23 protein-coding genes are annotated in these 23,750 nt (G+C 56.0%); 16 read left to right on the forward strand and 7 right to left on the reverse strand.

Features of this window, described 5'->3' with window-relative positions:
• The first annotated feature begins 44 nt into the window (after positions 1 to 44).
• From GF617_RS08450 to puuE, 3 genes are read left to right on the forward strand one after another with little or no spacing between them, the layout of a single operon-like run.
• Positions 45 to 761, forward strand: coding sequence for a GntR family transcriptional regulator (locus tag GF617_RS08450; protein WP_181622959.1), 717 nt, complete (start codon positions 45 to 47; stop codon positions 759 to 761).
• Positions 761 to 1,504, forward strand: coding sequence for an allantoin racemase (hpxA, locus tag GF617_RS08455; RefSeq protein ID WP_203451492.1), 744 nt, complete (start codon positions 761 to 763; stop codon positions 1,502 to 1,504). The genes GF617_RS08450 and hpxA overlap by 1 nt, the downstream gene beginning before the upstream one ends.
• Before the next feature lie 16 nt (positions 1,505 to 1,520).
• On the forward strand, positions 1,521 to 2,453 hold the full coding sequence (gene puuE / locus GF617_RS08460) for an allantoinase PuuE (RefSeq protein ID WP_203451493.1): 933 nt from the start codon (positions 1,521 to 1,523) through the stop codon (positions 2,451 to 2,453).
• A gap of 173 nt (positions 2,454 to 2,626) precedes the next feature.
• Here the strand turns inward: puuE and hpxZ are convergent, their stop codons facing one another.
• Genes hpxZ through hpxW form a run of 4 tightly spaced genes read right to left on the reverse strand, consistent with a single transcriptional unit; the run spans position 2,627 to position 6,193 of the window.
• Positions 2,627 to 3,016, reverse strand: coding sequence for an oxalurate catabolism protein HpxZ (hpxZ, locus tag GF617_RS08465; protein ID WP_181622962.1), 390 nt, complete (start codon positions 3,014 to 3,016; stop codon positions 2,627 to 2,629).
• Positions 3,013 to 4,410 (reverse strand): AtzE family amidohydrolase, encoded by a 1,398-nt coding sequence (locus tag GF617_RS08470; protein ID WP_181622963.1) that lies wholly within the window; start codon positions 4,408 to 4,410, stop codon positions 3,013 to 3,015. The genes hpxZ and GF617_RS08470 overlap by 4 nt, the downstream gene beginning before the upstream one ends.
• Positions 4,407 to 4,595 (reverse strand): oxalurate catabolism protein HpxX, encoded by a 189-nt coding sequence (gene hpxX / locus GF617_RS08475; protein ID WP_181622964.1) that lies wholly within the window; start codon positions 4,593 to 4,595, stop codon positions 4,407 to 4,409. Before hpxX ends, GF617_RS08470 begins: the two co-directional genes overlap by 4 nt.
• A gap of 14 nt (positions 4,596 to 4,609) precedes the next feature.
• Positions 4,610 to 6,193 (reverse strand): oxamate amidohydrolase, encoded by a 1,584-nt coding sequence (hpxW, locus tag GF617_RS08480; RefSeq protein WP_203451494.1) that lies wholly within the window; start codon positions 6,191 to 6,193, stop codon positions 4,610 to 4,612.
• Positions 6,194 to 6,405: 212 nt separating this feature from the next.
• On the opposite strand from hpxW, the gene hpxU reads away from it, so the two are divergent.
• The 7 genes from hpxU (at position 6,406) to hpxK (ending at position 12,792) form a co-directional block, all read left to right on the forward strand.
• Complete coding sequence (hpxU, locus tag GF617_RS08485) at positions 6,406 to 7,245, forward strand: MurR/RpiR family transcriptional regulator HpxU (protein ID WP_181622966.1); 840 nt, start codon at positions 6,406 to 6,408, stop codon at positions 7,243 to 7,245.
• Positions 7,246 to 7,459: 214 nt separating this feature from the next.
• Positions 7,460 to 8,242, forward strand: coding sequence for a transporter substrate-binding domain-containing protein (locus GF617_RS08490; RefSeq protein WP_181622967.1), 783 nt, complete (start codon positions 7,460 to 7,462; stop codon positions 8,240 to 8,242).
• 9 nt (positions 8,243 to 8,251) lie between these two features.
• Positions 8,252 to 8,917, forward strand: a complete 666-nt coding sequence (locus tag GF617_RS08495; RefSeq protein WP_181622968.1) for an amino acid ABC transporter permease — start codon at positions 8,252 to 8,254, stop codon at positions 8,915 to 8,917.
• Positions 8,917 to 9,573, forward strand: a complete 657-nt coding sequence (locus GF617_RS08500) for an amino acid ABC transporter permease (RefSeq protein WP_181623721.1) — start codon at positions 8,917 to 8,919, stop codon at positions 9,571 to 9,573. Before GF617_RS08495 ends, GF617_RS08500 begins: the two co-directional genes overlap by 1 nt.
• Complete coding sequence (locus tag GF617_RS08505; RefSeq protein WP_181622969.1) at positions 9,554 to 10,291, forward strand: amino acid ABC transporter ATP-binding protein; 738 nt, start codon at positions 9,554 to 9,556, stop codon at positions 10,289 to 10,291. Before GF617_RS08500 ends, GF617_RS08505 begins: the two co-directional genes overlap by 20 nt.
• 15 nt (positions 10,292 to 10,306) lie before the next feature.
• Positions 10,307 to 11,548, forward strand: a complete 1,242-nt coding sequence (locus GF617_RS08510; protein ID WP_203451495.1) for an alanine--glyoxylate aminotransferase family protein — start codon at positions 10,307 to 10,309, stop codon at positions 11,546 to 11,548.
• Positions 11,545 to 12,792: an allantoate amidohydrolase gene (hpxK, locus tag GF617_RS08515; RefSeq protein WP_203451496.1), complete on the forward strand. Its 1,248-nt coding sequence runs from the start codon at positions 11,545 to 11,547 to the stop codon at positions 12,790 to 12,792. The genes GF617_RS08510 and hpxK overlap by 4 nt, the downstream gene beginning before the upstream one ends.
• A 49-nt stretch (positions 12,793 to 12,841) precedes the next feature.
• On the opposite strand, the gene GF617_RS08520 is transcribed toward hpxK, so the two are convergent.
• Both GF617_RS08520 and GF617_RS08525 read right to left on the reverse strand, forming a co-directional pair.
• Positions 12,842 to 13,777 (reverse strand): DMT family transporter, encoded by a 936-nt coding sequence (locus tag GF617_RS08520; protein WP_309228230.1) that lies wholly within the window; start codon positions 13,775 to 13,777, stop codon positions 12,842 to 12,844.
• Positions 13,738 to 14,565, reverse strand: coding sequence for an alpha/beta fold hydrolase (locus GF617_RS08525; RefSeq protein ID WP_181622972.1), 828 nt, complete (start codon positions 14,563 to 14,565; stop codon positions 13,738 to 13,740). The genes GF617_RS08520 and GF617_RS08525 overlap by 40 nt, the downstream gene beginning before the upstream one ends.
• Before the next feature lie 112 nt (positions 14,566 to 14,677).
• On the opposite strand from GF617_RS08525, the gene GF617_RS08530 reads away from it, so the two are divergent.
• Positions 14,678 to 15,568 carry a LysR family transcriptional regulator gene (locus GF617_RS08530; protein WP_181622973.1) on the forward strand — a complete coding sequence of 297 codons (891 nt, stop codon included), beginning with the start codon at positions 14,678 to 14,680 and terminating at the stop codon, positions 15,566 to 15,568.
• A 3-nt stretch (positions 15,569 to 15,571) separates the two neighbouring features.
• Here the strand turns inward: GF617_RS08530 and GF617_RS08535 are convergent, their stop codons facing one another.
• Positions 15,572 to 16,687, reverse strand: a complete 1,116-nt coding sequence (locus GF617_RS08535) for an ABC transporter ATP-binding protein (RefSeq protein ID WP_181622974.1) — start codon at positions 16,685 to 16,687, stop codon at positions 15,572 to 15,574.
• 321 nt (positions 16,688 to 17,008) lie between these two features.
• On the opposite strand from GF617_RS08535, the gene GF617_RS08540 reads away from it, so the two are divergent.
• The 5 genes from GF617_RS08540 to GF617_RS08560 are packed head-to-tail and all read left to right on the forward strand — an operon-like array spanning position 17,009 to position 23,742.
• The gene (locus GF617_RS08540; RefSeq protein ID WP_203451497.1) at positions 17,009 to 18,223 is read left to right on the forward strand and encodes an extracellular solute-binding protein; all 1,215 of its coding nucleotides are present in this window, start codon (positions 17,009 to 17,011) and stop codon (positions 18,221 to 18,223) included.
• A 56-nt stretch (positions 18,224 to 18,279) separates the two neighbouring features.
• Positions 18,280 to 19,584 carry a carbohydrate ABC transporter permease gene (locus tag GF617_RS08545; RefSeq protein ID WP_181622976.1) on the forward strand — a complete coding sequence of 435 codons (1,305 nt, stop codon included), beginning with the start codon at positions 18,280 to 18,282 and terminating at the stop codon, positions 19,582 to 19,584.
• Positions 19,585 to 19,595: 11 nt separating this feature from the next.
• Positions 19,596 to 20,447: a sugar ABC transporter permease gene (locus GF617_RS08550; protein ID WP_181622977.1), complete on the forward strand. Its 852-nt coding sequence runs from the start codon at positions 19,596 to 19,598 to the stop codon at positions 20,445 to 20,447.
• A gap of 4 nt (positions 20,448 to 20,451) precedes the next feature.
• Positions 20,452 to 21,654, forward strand: coding sequence for an arabinogalactan endo-beta-1,4-galactanase (locus GF617_RS08555; RefSeq protein WP_203451498.1), 1,203 nt, complete (start codon positions 20,452 to 20,454; stop codon positions 21,652 to 21,654).
• Between the two features lie 30 nt (positions 21,655 to 21,684).
• Entirely contained in the window at positions 21,685 to 23,742 is a 2,058-nt protein-coding gene (locus GF617_RS08560) for a beta-galactosidase (protein WP_203451499.1), read from the forward strand.
• The last annotated feature ends 8 nt before the right edge of the window (positions 23,743 to 23,750 follow it).

Raw genomic sequence — 23,750 nt, forward strand, 5'->3', positions numbered from 1 at the left:
TATGTATACGATTCGATATCGGAAAGTAAAAAGTGGAGTGGTTAATGAACAACGTGAAAAGTCTGCATGCCGCGCCAGACCTGCATGACAAAGACGAATCCATCTATCAGTCGCTGATGACAGCCATTGTCGAACATCAGTTGCTGCCGGGAAGCAAATTACCGGAAGAGGCGCTGGCCGAGGTGTTTGGCGTTAGCCGCACGGGCATCCGCAAGGTGCTGCAACGACTCGCGGCTGTGCAAATGGTCACGTTAACGCCCAAACGTGGTGCACACGTCGCCAGTCCGACGGTAGAAGAGGCACAGCATATCTTTCGTACCCGCGCATTACTGGAGGTGGCAAATCTGCCCGATGTGCTGGCGCACTGTCAGCCGCCGCACCTGGCGGCACTGGAGGCGATCATCCGTCAGGAACAGCAGGCGCACGAGGCCTACGACGGCCCGGCGGCGATCCGTCACTCTGCTGATTTTCATATTCAGTTGCAGGCCATTTCAGGCAATCAGGTGCTCACTGAAATGGTGACCAGCCTGAGCCAGCGTTCGTCACTGGTCATCGCCGCATGGGGCGCGCCGTGGCGTCAGGGTTGCCGCTGTAACGACCATGAGCAGCTGGTGGATCTGCTGCGCCAGAAAGCACTTCAGCCGTTAAGTGATGCCCTGATGCACCATTTTGAACATATTGTCGCCAGCCTTTGCTTTGAGCGGGCGGGTGAATGCTTACCTGATTTTGCCCGGCTGTTTGCGGGCCACAAGGAGTCGTAATGTCATCTGTGTGTATACAAGTGATCAACCCCAATACCAATCCGGGGATGACTGAAACCATCGGTGCAGCCGCGCGAGCCGTTGCGGCGCCGGGAACCGAGATCCTGGCCGTTTGCCCGAGCGAAGGTGTGCCCTCTATCGAAGGTCACTTTGATGAAGCCATTGCGGCGGTCGGCGTTCTCGAGCAAATCAGCGCGGGACGTCAGCATGGGGTGGATGGTCATGTTATCGCCTGCTTTGGCGATCCGGGTCTGCTCGCTGCGCGTGAGCTGGCTCAGGGGCCGGTGATAGGCATCGCGGAAGCCGCCATGCACATGGCGACAATGGTGGCGACGCGTTTTTCTATTGTCACCACTTTGCCGCGCACGCTGATCATCGCTCGCCACCTTCTGCACCAGTATGGTTTTCAGGATCACTGTGCTGCCCTGCATGCGATCGACTTACCGGTTCTGGCACTTGAAGACGGTAGCGGTCTGGCACAGGAGAAAGTCCGGGCGCGGTGTATTCAGGCGATTAAAGAGGATGGCAGCGGGGCGATTGTGCTGGGCTGTGGCGGGATGGCGACCCTGGCGCAGGAGCTGACGCGTGAGCTGCATGTGCCGGTGATTGACGGCGTCAGTGCGGCGGTGAAGATGGTTGAATCGCTGGTGGCACTGGGGCTATCGACCAGTAAACAGGGCGATCTCGCTTTTCCGGAACGCAAGGCGTTGAGCGGTAAATTTCAGGCATTGAATCCATTTTAATTTTAAGGGGGTCGTGATGGCGCTTTTTGAACAGGACTATCCGCGTGACTTGCGCGGATATGCGGGGAAACCACCGCACGCGCAGTGGCCAAACCAGGCCCGTATTGCCGTCCAGTTTGTTCTCAATTACGAAGAGGGGGCGGAGAACCATGTGCTGCATGGTGACGCGGGTTCTGAGCAATTTCTCTCGGACATCATCGGAGCAGCCAGCTACCCGGACCGACATATGTCGATGGATTCCCTCTATGAATACGGCAGCCGGGCCGGGTTCTGGCGTATCCATCATGAATTTAGCCGGCGCGGGCTGCCTTTAACGGTCTTCGGCGTGGCGATGGGGCTGGCGCGCCATCCTGATATCGTCGGGGCTATTAAAACCGCGAATTACGATGTCGTCAGCCACGGCTGGCGCTGGATCCACTATCAGAATATGGACATCGCTCAGGAGCGCGAGCACCTGCAAAAAGCGGTGCACGTTCTGACCGATCTGTTTGGCAAGCCGCCAACGGGCTGGTACACCGGACGCGACAGCCCCAACACCCGTCAGCTGGTGGTGGAGCACGGTGGGTTTGACTATGACAGTGACTACTACGGTGACGATTTACCTTTCTGGACTGAGGTGGCGTGCAGTGACGGCGCACGCAAGCCGCACCTGATTGTGCCCTATACCCTTGATGCCAACGACATGCGTTTCGCCACGGCGCAAGGGTTCAACACCGCAGAGCAGTTCTACACCTATCTGAAAGACAGCTTTGATGTGCTCTACGAAGAGGGCGAAGACGCTCCCAAAATGATGTCCATTGGCATGCACTGCCGTCTTTTGGGACGTCCGGGACGGTTCCGCGCACTGCAACGTTTTCTGGATTACGTCCAGCAGCATGACCGCGTGTGGGTCTGTACGCGCCAGCAGATCGCCGATCACTGGCGGGAAGCGCATCCTTTCCAGAGATAAAGATCATCCAGACTTCTCTGCTGCCTGGAGGGGGGAGCGCAGTGCGAAGCACCGATTTTCTGCGGGGCCGCGGGGATGGATAAGAGGGAGCGCGGCCCCCTTATCCCGTTCACGGGTTGAGAAATGACAATATTCACAGGTCAAAAGGTGAACGGCGTTAACCGCATAGTCCGTCAACTGGACATTAAACTCACCTGTGCCCCCACAATCCTCCACCCGTAAGAAAATCTCACCCACGTCTGTTGCTGGCGTCCAATTCGCTCCGTTCCCTCACGCGTAAACTCCGTACTGCACACTGCATAATCCTCCCCAAAAGTGGTGATCACCGTATGGCGCAACACCCGCTGCAATCCGGCTGAAGGGCGCGCGGCACGAAAAGCACGGATCTCATCAATACCGTACAGGTTTTCTCCCGCCCCCAGTCGCACGGTGTTTTTGTCATGCCAGAAGAGTTCATCCAGCACCGCAATATTGTTACTGACCAGCGCATCCTCATAGCGATAAAACGCTGCGGTGACGTCGGCCAGTACCCATGGCAGGTTAATGTCATCGTGACTGATCATTGCACCATCTCCGCTGGACGGGCATCGGTGATCCCGCTCTCTTCCAGTACCCGCGCAACACGCAGGCAGGCCTGTTCGTTAAACGGCGCAGCAATCAGTTGCAGGCCAATGGGAAGTCCTTCAGAGGTACGCAGCGGTACGGTCGTGACCGGTAGCCCTAAAAACGAAATTGGTTGAGTGAGCATCCCCATGCTGGCGCGAACTGGCAGTGACTGACCGTTGATCTCCATTGTTTGCTCACCAATCCGCGTAGCACTGCAGGGTGTGGCGGGGGCGATCAGCACGTCGGCCTGGGTAAACAGGGCTTTGCATGTCTGCTGGGCGTGGCGACGAAAACGCTGAGCCTGGATATACCAGGCAGAAGGGATCATCGCCCCTGCCAGCAGACGTTCACGGGAGTGCGGTTCAAACCGTTCCGGTAGGGTGCGAAGCGCCGGAAGATACTGATTTCCCCCCTCTGATGCGCTGATGATAAAGGCAGCTGAACGGGCCAGTTCCGCCTCCGGGAAAAGCAATTCGTCGCGCACATCAAGCGCTTTTGCCACGCGTGCAACGGCATCACGCGCATCGCTGTCGCTCCAGGTCGCGAAGTACCCGCCGAGCACAGCGCAACGCAATCCCTCCAGCCCTCTTGAAAGCAACGGACGGGTTTGCTCCCGCGAACTCTCCGCCTGAAAACCGTCACTGGTATCGCGTCCCTGAAGGGCATCGTAAACCGATGCGAGATCGCTCACCCGACGGGCGAAAGGGCCGATATGATCCAGGCTGGCGACAAACGGGTGGCTGCCGGAACGGGAAAGGCGGCCAAAGGTTGGCTTCAGCCCGTAGAGTCCGCATAAAGAGGCGGGCACGCGAATGGAGCCGTTGGTGTCTGTCCCGAGAGAAAAATGGACCAGGCCAGAGGCCACGGCCGCAGCTGATCCTCCCGACGACCCTCCGGCAATGCGCGCCAGATCGTGCGGGTTGTGTGTCGCACCGTAGTGGCTGTTTTCGGTCGTAAACCCGTAAGCGTAGGCATCCATGTTGACCATTCCGGAGAGCAATCCTCCGGCGCTACGCAACTGACGCACCGCAAAACAATCTGCCGTGGCGGCAGGACGCTGGCTGAACAGCTCCGCGCCGGCGAGGGTGGTATGCCCGGCAACATCAAACAGATTTTTCACCGCGTAGGGAATTCCGGCCAGCGGCGGCAGGGGACGTTTCTCCCGACGCAGGGTATCGATATTGTCGGCCTCCGCCAGCATCCGTTCTTCGGTGATGGCGGTCCAGGCGTTGATCTGCGGGTTTAGGTCAGCGATAGCATCCAGTGTCTGACGCGCAATCTCGCGGGCGCTGAGTTCGCCTGCGGCTAACGCCCGCTGGATTTCACTCATACTCATGGCGTGTAGCATCATGCTTTATATACTCCTGCGATCTCCAGACGGTCATCCAGTGGCAATGCCATCAACGGCGCAGCCATGGCCGCAATGCGGCTGAACTGGAGCTGTAGCTCGGTGCGGCGAGCGTCATCCAGTTCGACGCCCAGAAGGGACTCCATCTGGGCCAGGTAGGTATGCCAGTCGGGTTGGGGGGTAGTCATGGGTGGGTTTCTCCTCAGAATCCGGCGGCGGAGCCGTTGCTGCGTGGGTCGAATGCGCCTTCAAACAGGCCGTTGGGGTGGCGAACAATCGCCCCTGCGTGCCCCATCGCTTCGCTAAAGTCCGGGAACACTTCGACGTCATGGCCCAGCGCCCGCAGATGGTCAAGCGTGTGCGATGAGAAGCGTCCCTCCAGTTTTAAGGTGTCGGAGGTTTGGCCCCAGGTGCGCCCCAGTAGCCAGCGCGGGCGGGTGATGCTCTCCTGTAGCGGCACGCCCTGGATCACATAGCGTGTAAACAGGGCTGCCTGGGTCTGCGGTTGTCCGTCACCGCCCATAGAGCCATAGACCATCACCCGTCCGTCATGCAGTCTTGCCGCTGCCGGGTTCAGGGTATGGAACGGTTGTTTACCGGGGGCGAGGGCCAGAAGGTGGGCAGGATCGAGACTGAAAGATGCCCCACGGTTTTGCCAGACAATCCCCGTGTCGGGCAGGACCACGCCGCTGCCAAATTCATGGTAAATGCTCTGGATAAACGAGACAGCAAGGCCACTGCTGTCCATGACACCCATCCACACCGTGTCCCCTGGGCCTTTACCTGTGCCCCACGGCGCAGCCTGGTTATCGTCAATTCGCCCAGCCAGCGCCTGAAGTTTGGCGGGCTCCAGCAGGCCCTGAATATCCGTTTTCAGATCGCGCGGATCGGTGATGTGGGCATCCCGCAGACCAAAGGCCAGTTTGGTGGCTTCCACAATGCGGTGCAGGGTGGTCGCGTCATCGGCATCCGCCATGTTAAGGCAATCGGTGATCCCGAGGATGGCCAGTGACACCAGCCCCTGCGTGGGTGGCGCGAGGTTCCACACCTCGCCCTGCTGATGCTGTAGCCTGAGTGGTGTGGTCCGCCGCGCGACGTGCTGATTCAGATCGGCAAGGGTGATGGGAAGGCCATATTTTTCCATGCCGCGGGCCAGACATTCCGCCAGCGGACCACGATAAAAACTGTCCAGCCCCTCTTCGGCCAGCTGTGTCAGGGTAGAGGCCAGCGCAGGCTGATAAAAACGGCTCCCGACCTGAGGAGTTTCACCGTCCACAAGCCAGGTCTCGGCAAAACCGGGAACCTCTTTCAATTCGGCTAATTTACTGGCCGTGGCACTGGCCTGAGAGGCCGTAACCGGCGTGCCGTTCCGCGCGTAACCAATGGCATCAGACAGCAGGCGACTCAATGGCAGCGCCTTGCCGCACATTTCGTGCGAAACCTTCAGTGCTTCGTCCCAACCGCTCACCGTGCCTGCCACGGTGAGGGCGGCACGCGGGCCGCGATGAGGGATATGCGCGTGATCGCGGTAGGCGTCCAGCGTCGCCAGCGAGCCTGCCGCACCGCTGGCATCGATAGCAACCGGCTCGCCATCGGGTGGGATGATAAGCCAGAAGCCATCGCCGCCCAGACCGTTCATATGGGGATAGACAACGGCTATCGTGGCGGCTGCCGCGACCATCGCCTCAATGGCGCTGCCACCTTCGCGCAAGACAGCCAGCGCGCTCTGGCTGGCAAGATGGTGGGGGGCGACTGCCATCCCGTGTACGGAAACATTACTGTGCATGGGGAGTCCTCATGACCCGAAAGAGGATCTGAGGGTTGCAAAAGCTGTTCCAGTTCTGAGAGAAAAGTTTCACGCCAGCCATAACGCATCTTTTTAATAAGATGGCATGCATAATGAAAGGCAGATACCCTACATCCATTCGCGTTGCAGTAACGCGCATTGCCGCCTGGAGTATGAGAGGCGTGCAGTGAAACGAAAGTTACAGAGGTCTTATGGAACAGCTTGATGAACGACTGAAAGGGCAGTATGGGTCACTCTCGCCGCAGGAACAGCGGGTAGCCGATTTCATTTTCGATCACTTCGACGACCTCATTAGCTACAACAGTGCCGAACTGGCACAACTGAGCGGAGTATCGAAAGCCACGGTAAGCCGCCTGTTTAAGCGTCTGGGCTACGAAAAGTATAAGGATATGCGTGAGGAGCTGCGCACGTTGCGTCAGAGCGGCATGCCGCTGACGGATAACCGTGATGCGGTACAGGGCAACACTTTGCTGGCGCGCCACTACAAGCAGGAGATGGCCAACCTGACGCAGTGGGTGAATGCCCTGGATGCCCGGCAATTTGCCGAGGCGATGGCCTGCATGGTCAGGGCGCGGCGGATCATCATTATTGGGATGCGAAATGCCTATCCTGCGGCGCTTCACCTGCGCCAGCAGCTGTTACAGGCGCGCGGCCAGGTGCTGGTGCTGCCCCAGCCGGGGCAGAGTTTGAGCGAAGAGCTGGTGGATTTCACCCCGGACGATCTGGTGGTAGTTATGGCGTTTCGCCGCCGTCCCCGCATTATTCGCCCGCTGCTGCAACAGTTGCAAACCGACGGTATTCCGGTTCTGTTGATGTGTGAGCCGCAGGCGCACGGTCTTTTTCCGCTGTCGAACTGGCAGCTTTGTGCTCCGCTCGACAGCGTATCCGCCTACGACAGCTATTCGTCGGTGAACAGTTTAATCAACCTGCTAGCCAATGCTTTTCTGCATGAGATTCTGGATAAAGGCCGCCCACGCATTCACGAGATCGCCACGCTTTACCAACAGCTGGATGAGCTGGAGCAACGATAATGGGGCGTCAGGCTGGTGCTTTGCATTAAATTGGTGCAATAAACGAAAGGGGAAATGAGTCATTATTTCCCCTTTCGTTTTTTAAATGTCTTGTATTTCCTGTCTTCGTAATGATTTTTATCCGTGAGCATCGGTTTTGTGTACCCTGGCACATTAGTTGCAAAAGTTAACTCAACGAATCTTTTGTTTCATGTTAACGTAACGGGTAAACACCATGAAAAAACTGTTGATTGCACTGGCCGGGGTCGCTTGTCTGTTTACACAACTGCCAGCACATGCTGACCAGCTTCAGGACATTGAAAAACGCGGAACCCTCCGCATTGCCGTACCGCAGGATTTCCCACCGTTTGGTTCGGTCGGAACCGATCTCCAGCCGCAGGGCTATGACATCGATATGGCGCGCTATCTGGCGAAGCAGATGAAGCTCAAACTGCAACTGGTTCCGGTCACAAGCGCCAACCGCGTGCCGTATCTGCAAACGGATAAAGTGGATTTGGTGATCTCCAGCCTCGGTAAAAATGCCGAGCGTGAAAAGGTGATTGATTTCAGTCGCGCCTATGCGCCGTTCTTCCTCGGTGTGTTTGGCCCGAAAGGGGCAGAACTGAAAGACGCCAGTGCGCTGAGCGGTAAAACCATTGGTGTGACGCGCGGTGCAGTGGAAGACATGGTATTGACCAGCCTCGCACCGAAAGATGCCGATGTGAAACGCTACGAGGACAACAACACCACGTTGTCGGCCTATCTTTCCGGCCAGGTGCAGTACGTGGCAACCGGCAACCTTGTGGTGGCCGCAATTTCCCGCCAGAACGCGGATAAAGCCCCCGTACCGAGCTTTATGCTGAAAGATTCACCGTGCTTTATTGGCCTGAAAAAGAATGAGCCCGCTCTGAAAGCGAAAGTGGATGCGCTGATCGAGCAGGGGATCAAGGACGGTACGCTGAACGCGCTGTCGGAACAGTGGATGAAAGCCCCTCTGCCTGCAAGCCTTGGCGTTTAAGGCGAGTGAATGACAGAACAACTTCATTTTTCTGAACTCTGGCCCTATTTACCCGCTTTGCTGGCAGGGCTGTGGGTCACGGTACAACTGACCGTGATGGCGACGATTGGCGGGCTGGCTATCGGTATTTTCGGGGCCGCCATTCGCAGCGGGCGGCCGACCTGGTTCAGCCGGATCTGGGGCGGCTACGTAGAAGTGATTCGTAACACGCCGTTTGTGGTACAGCTCTTTTTTATCGTCTTCGGTCTGCCCAACATGGGGCTGAAAATGACGGCGGGGGAAGCCGCGCTGCTGGCGATGATTGTCAATCTGGGCGCTTACAGTACCGAGATTGTCCGCGCCGGGATCCAGGTGACGCCGAAAGGACAATGGGAAGCCGGGCGCGTGCTCGGTCTGACCCGTACGCAGACGTTCATCCGCGTGGTACTGCCCCCGGCGTTGCAGCGAATTTATCCCGCGCTGGTGAGCCAGTGCATTATCGTCATGCTGGGTTCGTCGGTGGTGTCTCAGGTCTCTTATGAAGAGCTGACCTTTGCCGCCAACCTGATCCAGTCACGCACGTTCCTGAGCTTTGAGGTGTATCTGGTGACGACCGGGATTTACTTAGCGCTGTCGATTATTCTGCGCCAGCTGATGATGGCAGCAGGACGCAAATGGCTGGGGGTGCAGGCATGATGACCACCTTTACCGACTGGGACATTATCCGCAACCTGTTGCTCGCCGGGCGCTGGACGGTGCTGCTTTCGCTCGTCGCCTTTGTCGGCGGGGCCATGGTGACCTTGCCGCTGCTGTTGCTGCGTCTGACGGGGGGACATACGGTAAAGCGGCTGATCCGGGGTTACATTGAGCTGTTTCAGGGGACGCCGTTGCTGATGCAACTGTTTCTGGCCTTCTTCGGCGTGGCGCTGTTTGGCATTGACGTTTCACCCTGGACTGCCGCCTCGCTGGCGTTAACGTTCTACACCAGTGCGTTTTTGCTGGATATCTGGTTTGGCAGTATCCGGGCGTTGCCAAAAGGGCAATGGGAAGCCTCGCGCTGTCTGGGGCTGAGCTTCGGGCAGACCCTGTTCAGGGTGGTTGCCCCGCAGGCGTTACGCATTGCTATTGCGCCAACGGTGGGTTTTGCCGTGCAGGTGATTAAGGGCACGGCGCTGGCGTCGATTATCGGTTTCATCGAACTGACCAAAGCCGGAACGATGCTGACCAATGTCACGTATCAGCCATTTAAAGTCTTTGCGCTGGTGGCGCTGGGCTATTTCATTCTGTGTTATCCGCTGTCGCGCTACAGCCGTTATCTGGAGACAAAATTCAATGCCTCTCATCACCATTAATCAGGTGCAGAAGTACTACGGCGACAACCACGTGCTCAAGGGTGTCGATCTGGATATCGATATGGGACAGGTGATTTCGATTATCGGGCGCAGTGGGTCTGGAAAAAGCACGCTGTTACGCTGTATCAACGGCCTTGAAGGTTATCAGGACGGCAGTATTAAACTCGGCGGCATGACCATCACCGATCGGGACTCCCAGGCGCGTGAAATCAGCCGCTCGGTAGGCATGGTGTTCCAGAACTTCAACTTGTTCCCGCACATGACGGCGCTGGAAAACGTGATGCTTGCACCACGACGGGTGCTGAAAAAAAGTGCCGACGAATGTCGCGAGCTGGCAAAGCAGATGCTGGAAAAAGTGGGGCTGGGAGACCGGCTGGATTACTCTCCCTCCAGCCTTTCTGGCGGTCAGCAGCAACGTGTGGCGATTGCCAGGGCGCTGGCGATGTCGCCTAAAGTTTTACTCTGTGACGAGATAACCTCTGCGCTTGATCCTGAACTGGTGGGCGAAGTGCTCAAAGTGCTGGAACAACTGGCAGCAGAAGGCATGACCTTGATCCTCGTCACCCATGAAATGAATTTTGCCCGCGAAGTGGGCGACCGCGTGGTGTTTATGCATCAGGGACGCGTCTGGGAGCAGGGCGACAGTAAAACGCTGTTTGCCAACCCGCAGACTACTGAGCTGAAGCAGTTTATCTCTTCTGTGCGCGGCCTCAATTAACCTAAGGACACTAAGATGGATATCGCTCAATTTCCGCAACTCAATCCGCCGCCACGTCTGTTGATGGGGCCAGGACCGATTAACGCCGACCCGCGCGTACTGCGTGCTATGTCGAGCCAGTTGATTGGTCAGTACGATCCGGCGATGACCCATTACATGAACGAAGTGATGGCGCTTTATCGTGGCGTATTTCGTACCGACAACCGCTGGACAATGCTGGTGGATGGCACGTCGCGCGCGGGGATTGAAGCGATCCTGATTTCGGCGATCCGTCCTGGTGACAAAGTGCTGGTTCCGGTCTTTGGACGCTTTGGGCATCTGCTGTGCGAAATTGCCCGGCGTTGTCGCGCAGAGGTACACACTATTGAGGTTCCATGGGGCGAGGTGTTCACCCCGGATCAGGTGGAAGATGCCATCAAGCGGGTACGTCCGCGAATGCTGCTGACGGTGCAGGGCGATACGTCAACGACCATGTTGCAACCGCTTGCTGAACTGGGGGCGATTTGCCGCCGTTACGATGTGCTGTTTTATACCGATGCCACCGCATCGCTGGGTGGTAACGCGCTGGAAACCGATGCCTGGGCGCTGGATGCCGTTTCCGCCGGGATGCAGAAATGCCTCGGAGGCCCATCAGGGACATCGCCCATTACCCTGAGCGCGCGCATGGAAGAGGCGATCCGCCGCCGCAAATGCGTGGAAGAGGGCATCCGAACGGACGCCCACCATGACGGAGTGGATGAGATGGTCTACTCCAACTACTTCGATCTCGGCATGGTGATGGACTACTGGGGGCCAGAGCGCCTGAACCACCATACCGAAGCCACCACCGCGCTGTTTGGCGCGCGCGAGTGCGCGCGTCTGATCCTGCAGGAAGGGCTGGATAACGGCATTGCGCGTCACAAACTGCACGGTGATGCGTTGCTAAAAGGCATTCAGTCGATGGGGCTGGAAACTTTCGGTGACCTGAAGCACAAGATGAATAATGTGCTGGGCGTGGTGATCCCGCAGGGGGTCAATGGTGACCAGGTGCGCAAGCTGATGCTGGAGGATTTCGGCATCGAGATCGGTACATCCTTTGGTCCACTGCATGGCAAGGTGTGGCGTATTGGTACGATGGGGTACAACGCGCGTAAAGACTGTGTGATGACCACGCTGAGTGCGCTTGAATCGGTGCTGAACTACCTGAGATTCACCACGACGCAGGGCGCGGCGATGCAGGCGGCGTGGGATCATTATCGCAGCGAGACGGCGCTATGAGTCCATTAACCCGCCAGCAGGCGGCTGAACGTGTCATGGACAGGGCAGATGAACTGGCGGCCATCAGTGAAACCCCGGATGCCCTGACCAGGGTCTCGCTTTCGCCTGAGCATTTGCAGGCTAACCAGCGTGTCGGCCAGTGGATGCAACACGCAGGGATGACCGTCTGGCAGGACAGTGTGGGAAACCTGTGTGGGCGCTATGAAGGTGAACAGGAGGGGGCGTCTGCGGTGTTGTTAGGCTCGCACCTGGACACTGTACGCAATGCCGGGCGCTACGACGGTATGCTTGGCGTGCTTACCGCCATTGAGGTGGTGGACAACCTGCATCGGCGGGGCGCACGTCTGGCGCAAGCGATTGAGATTGTAGGTTTTTGCGATGAAGAAGGGACGCGCTTTGGCATCACGCTGCTGGGCAGTCGTGGCCTGACGGGAACCTGGCCGGAGAGCTGGCTGGCAACCACTGATGCTGAAGGGATCAGCGTGGCGCAGGCAATGGTGCAGGTGGGGCTTGATCCTGCGCGGATCTCACATGCTGCGCGCAACGTGGCGGACATCAGTAGCTATCTGGAATTGCATATCGAGCAAGGGCCGTGTCTGGAGCAGAAAGGGCTGGCGCTGGGCGTTGTTGAGGCGATCAACGGGGCGCGGCGTTTGCGCTGCCAGTTTACCGGCGAGGCAGGGCACGCGGGCACTGTACCCATGAATCACCGTAAGGATGCACTTGCCGCCGCCGCAGAGTGGATGGTCGCAGTGGAGAGCACCACACAACGGCATGGTAACAATCTGGTTGCTACGGTGGGGGAGATCCGGTGTGTTCCGGGAGCGGTGAATGTGATCCCGGGTGAAGTGACGCTCTCACTCGATATTCGTGGCCCACAGGATGGCCCTCTGGATGCGCTGCTGGGCGAACTGCTGACACTGGCGGAGGCGGTTGCCGGACGTCGTGAAGTGTACTTTAGCGCCGAGGAGTTCTACCGCATTGCCGCCACACCATGCGATTTCCGTCTGCAAACCCTGATTGGTGAAGCGGTAGCCGCGGTGCAGGGGGAGTCGTTATCTCTGCCCAGCGGAGCGGGACATGATGCCATTGCCATGGCTGAGCGCTGGCCGGTCGGGATGTTGTTTGTGCGCTGCAAAGGCGGTATTAGCCACCATCCGGCGGAATCGGTACAGGCTGAAGACGTGGCGCTGGCGATCGAGGCGTTTGGCCGGGCAGTCACCTCGCTGGCGGCATCCCGGTGATTTTGTGCCCTGCCTTATCCTGCTGAAACCAGGATAAGGCAGGGGCGCGTTATTGACGTCTTATGATCACCAGTAGCCCACATACAACCAGCCCCGTCCCCAGAAGTTGTTCAACTGAGATCGGTTCATCCAGCAGCCACCAGCTAAAGACGAGCGTCAGAATCGGCCCAATCAGGCCGATCAACACGGCCCTTGCCGCGCCAATACGGGAGACCGCCGACGAGAGCCAGAAGATAGGCATCACGGTAGAAAACAGAGCCATCCCGGCGCTGTAGGCATAAACCGGCCAGGGCAGGATCAGTGCGGTCAGTGGACGAACGGCAAGAAAATGGGTTTGGGTCGCCAGAACAGAAATCAGCAGTGCCAGTACCGAGAATTTGATCGCTCCCATCCGACCAATGGCGATTTCCGATCCAGCGCTGTAGATGGCGTATAAAAACGCGCAGCCCAATACCAGTGAGCCGCCGATCACGACGGAGCGTATGTCTTCTGAGACATTCAGGTCATGGACAAAGGCAACCAAAATCCCGCCATAGGCGAGAAGCATCGCCAGCAGAAGTTTCCGCTCAAAGGTTTTCCCTAAGAAGAAGACCCCGATCAGAATCGTCAGCATCGGGTAGGTGAACAAAATCAGCCGTTCCAGTCCGGCAGAGATGTACTGCAGCCCCATAAAGTCGAGCATGCTCGAGCCGTAGTACCCCACAACACCCAGCAAGAACAGCAGGGCATAATCTTTACCCCGAAGCGCCGGGCCTTTGCGCAGAACCGGAATCGCGGTAAGCAGGATAAGTGGTAAGGCCATCGACATGCGCAACATCAGCAGGGTGACGGGATCGACGGGAGCCACCTGATAGGCCAGCTTGACGAAAATGGCTTTAAACGAAAAGCCAAAGGCGGCCAGCACGGCAAGGCCGAACCCGAGCATGTGCGGAGTCAGTTTGCGCTTCAACGGACGGTTTCCTGCAACGCGTGGATCTTCTGCCACATCAGCACCGGGTTTGAGTACATCGGGAAATGCCCACAGTCCGGGATCTCAGCCAACTGTACGCCGCGTTTCTGAATGTAGTCCAGGTAGGAGAGCGTAGCGTTTTGCTCACCATACATGAACATTTTCGGACAGGGGAGATTAAGGAACTTTGCCATCAGTTCGCCGTGATCGGAGTGTTCCACCATCGAGGTAAAAATAGGGCGAACGGCTTCAGCCTGGACGTTATGCCTCAGGCGAGCGGCATACAACGCACTGGCCCAGTGGGGGGCATGCCGGGTTCGTTCGATAAAGTCGTGGAAAAATTGCACATCATCGCCTTCGGGGTAATCCAGCACCTGACGGCTCAGGAAGCAATCTTCCGGGGTGATATTGCCTTCGATATCAACAAAGCTCAGTACCCGGTCGGGGTGGGCATGAGCCAGCATCAGGGCGGTAAGTCCTCCCATCGAGTGGCCCACCAGATGAAAACGTGTAAAACCCGCCTGTTCAATCAGGTTGAGTGCTGTCTCCGCCAGAAAAGGAATCGTGATTTTTTTTAGATCGGGGCAATGGGTTTCGCCACAGCCGGGGGCGTCATATGCGAGGAAAGGGCAATCGCTAAATGCCGCATAACGCACGATATCGGCATAATCCTCTTTGGTCGAGCCAAAGCCATGCAGAAAAACAATGGGGTCTCGTGTCCCTGTTCGGTGCAGGGCCGCAACCTGCATCGGTGTACCTTTCACCGTGGCTGTATACGTCTGGCTGTGGAATTCGTGGTTCAACTCTTCTTCCTTTTTACGCATGTTGTGTCAGGAAGGTGATGATCCTGATATCCATTCGATATGTATATTCGTAATAAACTAACCCTGTGATACGTTTTATATATGAAATAAGTGAACTACTCTCTGAGGGACAATGATCAATTTCCGTATTATTCGCCATATGTGGCTGTTCCTGGCCGTCGCTGAGGAGAAACACTTTGGCCGCGCGGCCAAAAAGCTCGGGATGACGCAACCGCCGCTAACGCAGCAGATCCAGGTGCTGGAGCAGTCCCTGAAAGTGCAGCTTTTTGATCGCTCAAAGCGCAAGGTTCAGCTCACCCCCGTTGGGCTGGCAATTCTTCCGGCGGTGAAAAAATTCGCCGAGCAGGTCGAAAGGCTGGAACTGGCTATTACGGAAGCGGTTGCCGGGCACACGGGCATCCTCACCATTGGTGCAATCAGCACTGCGATGCTGGATGTGTTACCGGCGTTACTGGATAAAATGAAAACACAGTATCCTGATATTGTTATTTCGATCAAAGAGATAGACAGTGCAGAGGCGATCCCGGCCCTGCAAAACGGTGAGCTTGATCTGGCCTTTGCCCGCCTCACCGGAGATGCCGGAGACGGCGTTGAGTTATTACCCCTCTCCAGTGCGGAACTGGTAGTGGCGCTGCCGCGCCATCACCCTCTGGCCTGCCAGAGCCAAATCAACATTCGTGAATTACTGCATGAAGAGTGGGTGATGTTCTCCCGGCATCTCAGCCCGGTCTACTTTGACAGTATCACCACCGCCTGTCGCCAGGAGGGGTTTTCGCCCCGCATCATCCATGAGGCGCGTTCTGTTGCGTCACAAATCGCCTTTGTCGGCTGTGGTCAGGGGATTGCACTGGTCCCGGCTTCGCTTGAACGGTTATCCCCGGCGAGTGTGGTGACACTGCCTCTGGCTAAGCGTATCGAGGTGATCACCACGGCGGTGGCATGGTCGTCCGCCAGGGCGAATCCCCTGGCGAACAAGTTTCTGGAAATTATCAGGCAGGAATAATGTCTAGGCGACGGAGCGCACGACGTTGTCGATATCCGCGCTCACACGCACATCCTGCTCGTCAAACACCATGCAGTGGCGGTTATCAAACGCGACGTCGATCTTCTGCCACGGGGCAAATTTAACGTCGCCCGGCAGCAGGATCTTCATGTTGTCGTGGCCGTAACACTGGCCAAAGAGGTAGGTGTTATTCCCCAAACGCTCCACCACTTCACAGTTAAATTCCAGGCGTGTGCCGTGGCTGAGGTCGGTGGTTAAATGTTCCGGGCGAATACCCAGCGTGACCTGGCTACCCGGTTTCAGCGGCGTGGTGGTCTGTGTCAGGGTGAGGGATTTTTGTTGCGACAGCCGAACCGTCAGCTCACCAGGCTGCCAGGCTTCGACCGTCGCAGGCAGGAAGTTCATCTTCGGTGAGCCGATAAACCCGGCGACGAATTTATTTGCCGGTTTGTAGTAGAGATCCATCGGCGCGCCCATCTGCTCAACTTTGCCGTAGTTCATCACCACAATCTTATCGGCCAGGGTCATCGCTTCAATCTGGTCGTGGGTGACATACACCATGGTCGTTTTCAGTTCCTGGTGCAGACGTGCCAGATGCAGACGCATTTCGACACGCAGCTCGGCATCCAGGTTTGAGAGTGGTTCATCGAACATAAAGACGCGTGGGTTACGCACAATCGCGCGACCAATTGCCACGCGCTGGCGCTGACCACCGGAGAGCTGTTTAGGTTTGCGGTCCAGCAGGTGAGAAAGTTGCAGCGTTTTGGCAACCATTTCGACCTGATGGCGGATTTGGTCTTTCGGCACTTTATTGACCTTCAGCCCGTAACCCATGTTCTCGGCCACTGTCATATGGGGATAAAGGGCATAGGACTGGAATACCATTGCCACACCGCGATGCGAGGGGGCGACATCGTTCATCACTTCATTTCCAATTAACACCTCACCGTCGCTGACCTCTTCCAGACCGGCAATCATGCGCAGCAGCGTTGATTTACCGCAGCCGGAGGGACCGACAAAGACGGCAAACTCGCCGTCTTCGATATCAAGATTCACATTGTGCAAGGTGACGGTGTCGCCAAAGCGTTTGGTGACATTCCTCAATTGTATGTTCGACATCTGTATTCCCCGAGTAAACCGCCGATTATGTTTTACGTATAACAATCATGTTCAACATGGCCGGACGGTGCAATTTGTCTGCAATGACTATAACTTCCAGTATTCACGCGCCATATATAGATATTCCATTAATGTTATGACGATCACACAACTTACAGTTTTTTGTAGAGTTATCATGATGTGAAGGGTAGCGTATAACAAACCAAAGGCATTCGATGTCATGCCTCTTAAGCCAGTTTCTATGGGTTATCTGGCGCGGGGTGTTGATGTTTACATGCCATAACAATCCTAAAATTGTTATACCTTCACATGAGGTTGATAATGAAAAAGAACATACTCGCTGCTCTGATCCTCTCTACGCTCGCGATGCAGGTCCATGCCACCTCGCAGCTTAATGTCTGGGAAGACATCAAAAAGTCGTCCGGTATTAAAGATGCGGTCGCCGATTTTGAAAAACAGTACGACGTTAAGGTCAATGTGCAGGAGATGCCTTACGCGCAGCAACTGGAAAAACTGCGTCTGGATGGCCCGGCGGGTATTGGCCCCGATGTCCTGGTGATCCCTAATGATCAACTGGGCGGCGCTGTCGTGCAAGGGTTGTTAACCCCCCTGAATCTGGAGGCTAAACAGACAGAACAATACACACCGGCCTCCATCAATGCCTTCAAGATGGACAATACGCTGTACGGTGTGCCAAAAGCCGTGGAAACCCTGGTGCTGATCTATAACAAGGATCTGATTGATAAGCCGCTGAATACCTTGCAGGAGTGGTACGACTTTTCAAAGCAGCAGCGTGCAAAAAACCAGTATGGCCTGCTGGCCAAGTTTGACCAGATTTACTACAGCTGGGGAGCGATTGCCCCCATGGGGGGTTACATCTTCGGGAAAAACGACAAAGGCGGGTTTAATGCGAAAGATGTCGGCCTGAACAAGCCCGGAGCGGTTGAGGCTGTTACCTTCCTGAAGAAATTCTACGCGGATGGCGTTTTCCCGGCCGGGACCATTGGCGACAACGGATTGAACGCGATTGACTCGTTATTTACCGAGAAAAAAGCGGCGGCAGTGATCAACGGCCCGTGGGCATTCCAGCCCTACGAAGCGGCAGGCATTAATTACGGCGTGGTTCCGCTGCCTGCGTTGCCGGACGGTAAGCCGATGAGCTCCTTCCTCGGGGTCAAAGGCTATGTCGTGTCGACCTGGAGCAAAGACAAAGCTCTGTCGCAGAAATTCATCGAGTTCATCAACCAGCCGCAGTACGTAAAAACGCGCTATATCGCGACGCGTGAAATTCCGCCGTTGACCGCGATGATTGACGATCCGGTGATCAAGAATGATGAGAAAGCCAGCGCCGTGGCCATTCAGGCTGCGCGGGCATCCGCCATGCCAGGCATTCCTGAAATGGGCGAAGTCTGGGGACCGGCTAACGCTGCGCTGGAGCTGAGCCTGACCGGCAAGCAGGATCCGAAAGCGGCGCTGGATAGCGCAGAAAAACAGATCCAGATGCAAATTGAAGCCATGCAGGCCAGTAACCAGTAATTTTCTGACGTAGCAGAACGGGAGAGCACTCTCCCGTTTTTTGAAAGGAGTTGTCTGTGAGTATCATCCCAGAACATTTTGCCAAAACGCGTGCAGCCGGACGTCATGCCTGGTGCGGTCTGCTGTTGGCTGTTATACCCGGCTTTGGGCAGTTTTATCATCGTCAGTGGTTAAAAGGGGCTATCTTCCTGGTCCTGCTGGCCAGCTTTATCGGGGTATTCTCTGACTTTCTGCGCGAAGGATTATGGGGGCTGGTGACCCTGGGCGAGGAGGTTCCGCGCGACAACTCCATCTTCCTGTTGGCCGAAGGGATCATCAGCGTGCTGATTGTCGCGTTTGGCGTCATGGTTTACTACTTGTCCCTGCGCGATGCCTGGCTCAATGGCGTAAAGCGGGACGAAGGGCTGGCGCTCAACAGCGTGCGTAAGCAGTACCAGATGCTGCTGAGTGATGGTTTTCCGTATCTGATGATCACGCCTGGCTTTATTTTGCTGGTGTTCGTGGTGGTGTTCCCGATCCTGTTCGGGTTTTCCATCGCCTTTACCAACTACAACCTCTACCACACGCCGCCAGCGAAGCTGGTGGACTGGGTTGGCTTCAAGAACTTCATCAACATTTTCACGCTCTCCATCTGGCGGTCCACGTTCCTTGATGTGTTGCAGTGGACGGTTGTCTGGACGCTGCTTGCCACGACGCTGCAATGCTCCGTCGGTGTACTGCTGGCAATTCTCGTGAACCAAAAAGATCTGCGCTTTAAGCCGCTGATTCGCACCATCTTTATCCTGCCGTGGGCGGTTCCGGGCTTTGTCACTATTCTGGTATTTGCCGGGATGTTTAACGACTCGTTCGGCGTGATTAACAATGCGATTCTGGCCTTCTTTGGCATTGCGCCTAAAGCGTGGATGACCGATCCGTTCTGGACCAAAACGGCGCTGATCATGATGCAAACCTGGCTGGGCTTCCCGTTTGTCTTTGCCATGACCACTGGGGTGCTACAAGCCATTCCGGATGATTTATACGAAGCGGCAACCATGGACGGTGCAAGCAGCTGGACCAAGCTGCGCACCATTACGCTGCCGCTGGTGCTGTACTCGATTGCGCCGATCCTGATCACGCAATACACCTTTAACTTCAATAACTTCAACATTATCTATCTGTTTAACAACGGCGGACCAGCGGTGGTGGGCTCCAATGCAGGTGGAACCGACATTCTGGTGTCATGGATCTACAAACTCACCATGTCGTCTTCGCAATATGCCATTGCGGCGACTATCACCATCCTGCTGTCGATCTTTGTCGTCGGCCTGGCGCTGTGGCAGTTCCGCGCCACCAAATCCTTCAAAAATGACGACATGGCGTAAGGGACGTAACAATGGCTAAATCACAAAGTATTAAACGCGAGAAGTGGGTTCGGCTCTCGCTCTCCTGGCTGGTTATCGTGCTGGTGTCGGTGATTATTATTTACCCGCTGGTCTGGACGGTGGGGGCATCGCTGAATGCGGGAAACAGCCTGCTCAGCTCTTCCATCATTCCGGAGAACCTGTCATTCCAGCATTATGCTGACCTGTTCAACGGGCAGGTGAATTACATGACCTGGTACTGGAATTCGATGAAAATCAGCTTCCTGACCATGGTACTGACGTTGATCAGCGTCAGCTTTACGGCGTATGCGTTTTCACGCTTTCGCTTTAAAGGGCGACAGAATGGTCTGATGCTGTTTCTGTTGTTGCAGATGATCCCGCAATTTTCCGCGCTGATTGCCATCTTTGTGTTGTCGCAACTGCTGGGGCTTATCAACAGCCACCTGGCGCTGGTGCTGATCTATGTGGGGGGCATGATCCCGATGAACACCTATCTGATGAAAGGCTATCTCGACGCGATCCCGAAAGACCTTGATGAATCAGCCCGTATGGACGGGGCAAGTAACTTCCGCATTTTTATCGAGATCATCATGCCGCTGTCCAAGCCGATTGTGGCGGTGGTAGCCCTGTTCTCCTTCACCGGACCGTTGGGGGATTTCATTCTCTCCAGCACCATTTTGCGCACCCCGGACAAATACACCTTACCCATCGGGCTTTATAACCTGGTGGCACAAAAAATGGGGGCCAGTTACACCACCTACGCAGCAGGCGCTGTGCTGATTGCTGTGCCGGTGGCGATCCTCTATCTGGCTTTACAAAAATACTTCGTCTCCGGCCTGACCTCCGGCAGTACCAAAGGATAACAACATGAACAGACTCAAACCCGCTTTGCTTGCTGTTTGCCTCTCTTGCGGTCTTGCCGCCAGTGCCTTCGCGGAGGATGCGGTGAAAACGCGCCCGTTTAGCGCCATGCCGGCGGATTTTATTAAAGGCGCGGATATTTCGACGCTACTGGAAGCGGAACAACACGGCGCCAAATTTTATAACCAGAACGGCCAACAGCAGGATGCCATTGCGATCCTGAAAGCCAACGGCGTGAACTATGTGCGCCTGCGTCTGTGGGTGGATCCGCAAGATGCCAGCGGCAATAGCTATGGCGGCGGCAGTAACAACCTTGAAAATACTCTGGCGCTGGCGAAACGGGTGAAGGCGCAGGGGCTCAAGCTGCTGCTCGATTTCCACTACAGCGATTTCTGGACCGATCCGGGTAAACAGTTCAAACCGAAGGCCTGGGAAAAGATGGATTATCCGCAGTTGAAAACGGCGATCCATGATTACACCCACGATATCATCGCCCGCTTTAAGAAAGAGGGTGTGCTGCCGGATATGGTGCAGATCGGTAACGAGATTAACGGCGGTATGCTCTGGCCGGAAGGCAAAAGCTGGGGGCAGGGCGGTGGTGAGTTTGACCGTCTGGCCGGGTTGCTCAATGCTGCCATTAGCGGGATGAAAGAGAACCTGACCGATGGCGAGCAGGTGAAAATTATGCTCCATCTGGCAGAAGGGACCAAAAATGACACCTTCCGCTGGTGGTTTGATGAGATCACCAAACGCGACGTGCCGTTCGATATCATCGGCCTGTCGATGTACACCTACTGGAATGGCCCGATCAGTGCGTTAAAAGCCAATATGGATGACATCAGCAAGCGTTATAACAAAGATGTGATTGTGGTCGAGGCAGCCTACGGCTATACGCTGGAGAACTGCGATAACGCGGAAAACAGCTTCCAGGCCAAAGAGGAAAAAGACGGTGGCTATCCAGGCACTGTTCAGGGCCAGTACGATTATATTCACGATTTAATGCAAAGCGTTATTGATGTGCCTGACCATCGCGGTAAAGGAATATTTTACTGGGAGCCTACCTGGATTGCCGTTCCTGGCACGACATGGGCAACGAAAACCGGGATGAAATATATCCATGACGAGTGGAAAGAGGGTAATGCACGTGAGAATCAGGCGTTATTCGATTGCAAAGGTAAGGTGCTGCCGTCAATAACGGTATTTAAATAGTATTTTGTCTTAATTCAGGAAATTTTTAATATGAATAAATTTGCGCCTTTAAGTCCTAAGGTTGCTGCGCTATTGCATGGCGCGGATTATAACCCGGAGCAATGGGAGAATTACCCCGGTATTATTGAAAAAGATATCGCCATGATGCAGCAGGCGAAATGTAATGTCATGTCAGTGGGCATATTTAGCTGGGCGAAACTGGAACCCCGCGAAGGGGAATTCGATTTTGCCTGGCTGGATGACATTATTGAAAAATTATATGCCGCAGGTATTCATATATTTCTTGCCACACCTACCGGTGCGCGTCCTGCGTGGATGTCGCAAAAATACCCTGAGGTGTTGCGCGTTGGCCGTAACCGCATACCGGCGTTGCACGGTGGGCGTCACAACCACTGTATGTCTTCCCCGGTTTATCGCGAGAAGACGCTGAAAATCAATACATTGCTGGCTGAACGTTACTCAAAGCACCCGGCGGTGCTGGGCTGGCATATTTCGAACGAATATGGCGGCGAATGTCACTGCGATCTTTGTCAGGCCCGTTTTCGTGACTGGCTGAAAGCCCGTTATGAGACGCTGGAAAACCTGAACCATGCGTGGTGGAGCACCTTCTGGAGCCACACGTACACCGACTGGTCGCAGATTGAATCTCCTGCGCCACAGGGGGAAGTGTCGATTCATGGCCTGAATCTTGACTGGCGTCGCTTCAACACGGCGCAGGTGACGGATTTCTGCCATCACGAAATCGTCCCGCTGAAAGCCGCTAATGCGGAACTGCCGGTCACGACTAACTTTATGGAATATTTCTACGATTACGATTACTGGCAGCTCGCAAAAGAGCTGGATTTCATCTCCTGGGACAGCTACCCGATGTGGCACAAAGAGAAAGATGAAACCACGCTTGCCTGCTATACCGCGATGTATCACGACATGATGCGCAGCCTGAAAGGTGGCAAACCGTTTGTGTTGATGGAGTCCACGCCGAGCGTGACCAACTGGCAGCCAACCAGCAAGCTGAAAAAGCCGGGGATGCATATTCTCTCGTCGATTCAGGCGGTGGCACATGGCGCGGATGCGGTGCAGTACTTCCAGTGGCGCAAGAGCCGTGGCTCGGTGGAAAAATTCCACGGGGCGATTATCGATCACGTCGGCCATCTTGATACCCGCGTCGGGCGTGAAGTGACCCGTCTGGGTGAGATGCTGGAGCGCTTACCGGGCGTGGTGGGCTGCCGTACCGAAGCACGGGTGGCCATCATCTTCGATCAGCAAAACCGCTGGGCGATGGATGATGCGGAAGGTCCACGTAATCTGGGTCTGGAATATGAAAAAACCGTTAACGAGCACTACCGTCCGTTCTGGGAAAAAGGGATTGCGGTAGATGTGATTGATGCCGACGGCGATCTGAGCCAGTACGCGCTGGTGATTGCGCCGATGCTTTACATGGTGCGTCAGGGCTTTGCAGAACGCGCGGAAGCTTTTGTCGCGGCGGGAGGGCATCTGGTCACGACTTACTGGAGCGGAATTGTCGATGAATCTGACCTCTGTCACCTCGGCGGCTTCCCTGGGCCACTGCGTAACTTGCTCGGCATTTGGGCGGAGGAGATCGACTGTCTGGGGGACGGGGAACGCAACCTGGTGCAGGGGCTGGCAGGCAACGCTGCGGGCTTACAGGGGCCATATCAGGTTCGCCACCTGTGCGAGCTGATCCACACGGAATCGGCTCAGGCGCTGGCAACCTACCGTGATGATTTCTATGCGGGACGGCCTGCTGTGACGGTGAACCGCTTTGGTCTTGGTAAGGCGTGGCATGTTGCTTCCCGCAACGATCTGCCGTTCCAGCGTGACTTCTTCGCCGGGATCATGGTCGAGCTGGCTCTGCCGAGTGCCATTGAAGGGGATTTCCCGCCGGGCGTCGTGGCAACTGCGCGTACCGATGGTGAGACCACCTGGGTGTTTGTGCAAAACTTTACCGCGCAGCAGCAGATGGTGGCGTTACCGCAGGGCTATACCGACTGCATGACCGAGGCGGCAGTGGCTGGCGACACTGTTCTGTTGCCGTGGGACTGCCGGGTGCTTAAGCGTAAGGCGTAGCGGGTTTT

Source organism: Lelliottia sp. RWM.1 (genome assembly GCF_016859735.1).
Lineage (GTDB): Bacteria > Pseudomonadota > Gammaproteobacteria > Enterobacterales > Enterobacteriaceae > Enterobacter.

Coding starts and splice junctions, on each gene's coding strand:
- GF617_RS08540 (WP_203451497.1), top strand. CDS start 17,009: ATGAAAAAGAACATACTCGCTGCTCTGATCCTCTCTACGCTCGCGATG.
- GF617_RS08500 (WP_181623721.1), top strand. CDS start 8,917: ATGACCACCTTTACCGACTGGGACATTATCCGCAACCTGTTGCTCGCC.
- GF617_RS08505 (WP_181622969.1), top strand. CDS start 9,554: ATGCCTCTCATCACCATTAATCAGGTGCAGAAGTACTACGGCGACAAC.
- GF617_RS08530 (WP_181622973.1), top strand. CDS start 14,678: ATGATCAATTTCCGTATTATTCGCCATATGTGGCTGTTCCTGGCCGTC.
- GF617_RS08535 (WP_181622974.1), bottom strand. CDS start 16,687: ATGTCGAACATACAATTGAGGAATGTCACCAAACGCTTTGGCGACACC.
- GF617_RS08450 (WP_181622959.1), top strand. CDS start 45: ATGAACAACGTGAAAAGTCTGCATGCCGCGCCAGACCTGCATGACAAA.
- hpxU (WP_181622966.1), top strand. CDS start 6,406: ATGGAACAGCTTGATGAACGACTGAAAGGGCAGTATGGGTCACTCTCG.
- hpxX (WP_181622964.1), bottom strand. CDS start 4,595: ATGACTACCCCCCAACCCGACTGGCATACCTACCTGGCCCAGATGGAG.
- hpxW (WP_203451494.1), bottom strand. CDS start 6,193: ATGCACAGTAATGTTTCCGTACACGGGATGGCAGTCGCCCCCCACCAT.
- hpxZ (WP_181622962.1), bottom strand. CDS start 3,016: ATGATCAGTCACGATGACATTAACCTGCCATGGGTACTGGCCGACGTC.
- GF617_RS08495 (WP_181622968.1), top strand. CDS start 8,252: ATGACAGAACAACTTCATTTTTCTGAACTCTGGCCCTATTTACCCGCT.
- hpxA (WP_203451492.1), top strand. CDS start 761: ATGTCATCTGTGTGTATACAAGTGATCAACCCCAATACCAATCCGGGG.
- GF617_RS08470 (WP_181622963.1), bottom strand. CDS start 4,410: ATGATGCTACACGCCATGAGTATGAGTGAAATCCAGCGGGCGTTAGCC.
- GF617_RS08510 (WP_203451495.1), top strand. CDS start 10,307: ATGGATATCGCTCAATTTCCGCAACTCAATCCGCCGCCACGTCTGTTG.
- GF617_RS08550 (WP_181622977.1), top strand. CDS start 19,596: ATGGCTAAATCACAAAGTATTAAACGCGAGAAGTGGGTTCGGCTCTCG.
- puuE (WP_203451493.1), top strand. CDS start 1,521: ATGGCGCTTTTTGAACAGGACTATCCGCGTGACTTGCGCGGATATGCG.
- GF617_RS08490 (WP_181622967.1), top strand. CDS start 7,460: ATGAAAAAACTGTTGATTGCACTGGCCGGGGTCGCTTGTCTGTTTACA.
- GF617_RS08555 (WP_203451498.1), top strand. CDS start 20,452: ATGAACAGACTCAAACCCGCTTTGCTTGCTGTTTGCCTCTCTTGCGGT.
- GF617_RS08525 (WP_181622972.1), bottom strand. CDS start 14,565: ATGCGTAAAAAGGAAGAAGAGTTGAACCACGAATTCCACAGCCAGACG.
- GF617_RS08560 (WP_203451499.1), top strand. CDS start 21,685: ATGAATAAATTTGCGCCTTTAAGTCCTAAGGTTGCTGCGCTATTGCAT.
- hpxK (WP_203451496.1), top strand. CDS start 11,545: ATGAGTCCATTAACCCGCCAGCAGGCGGCTGAACGTGTCATGGACAGG.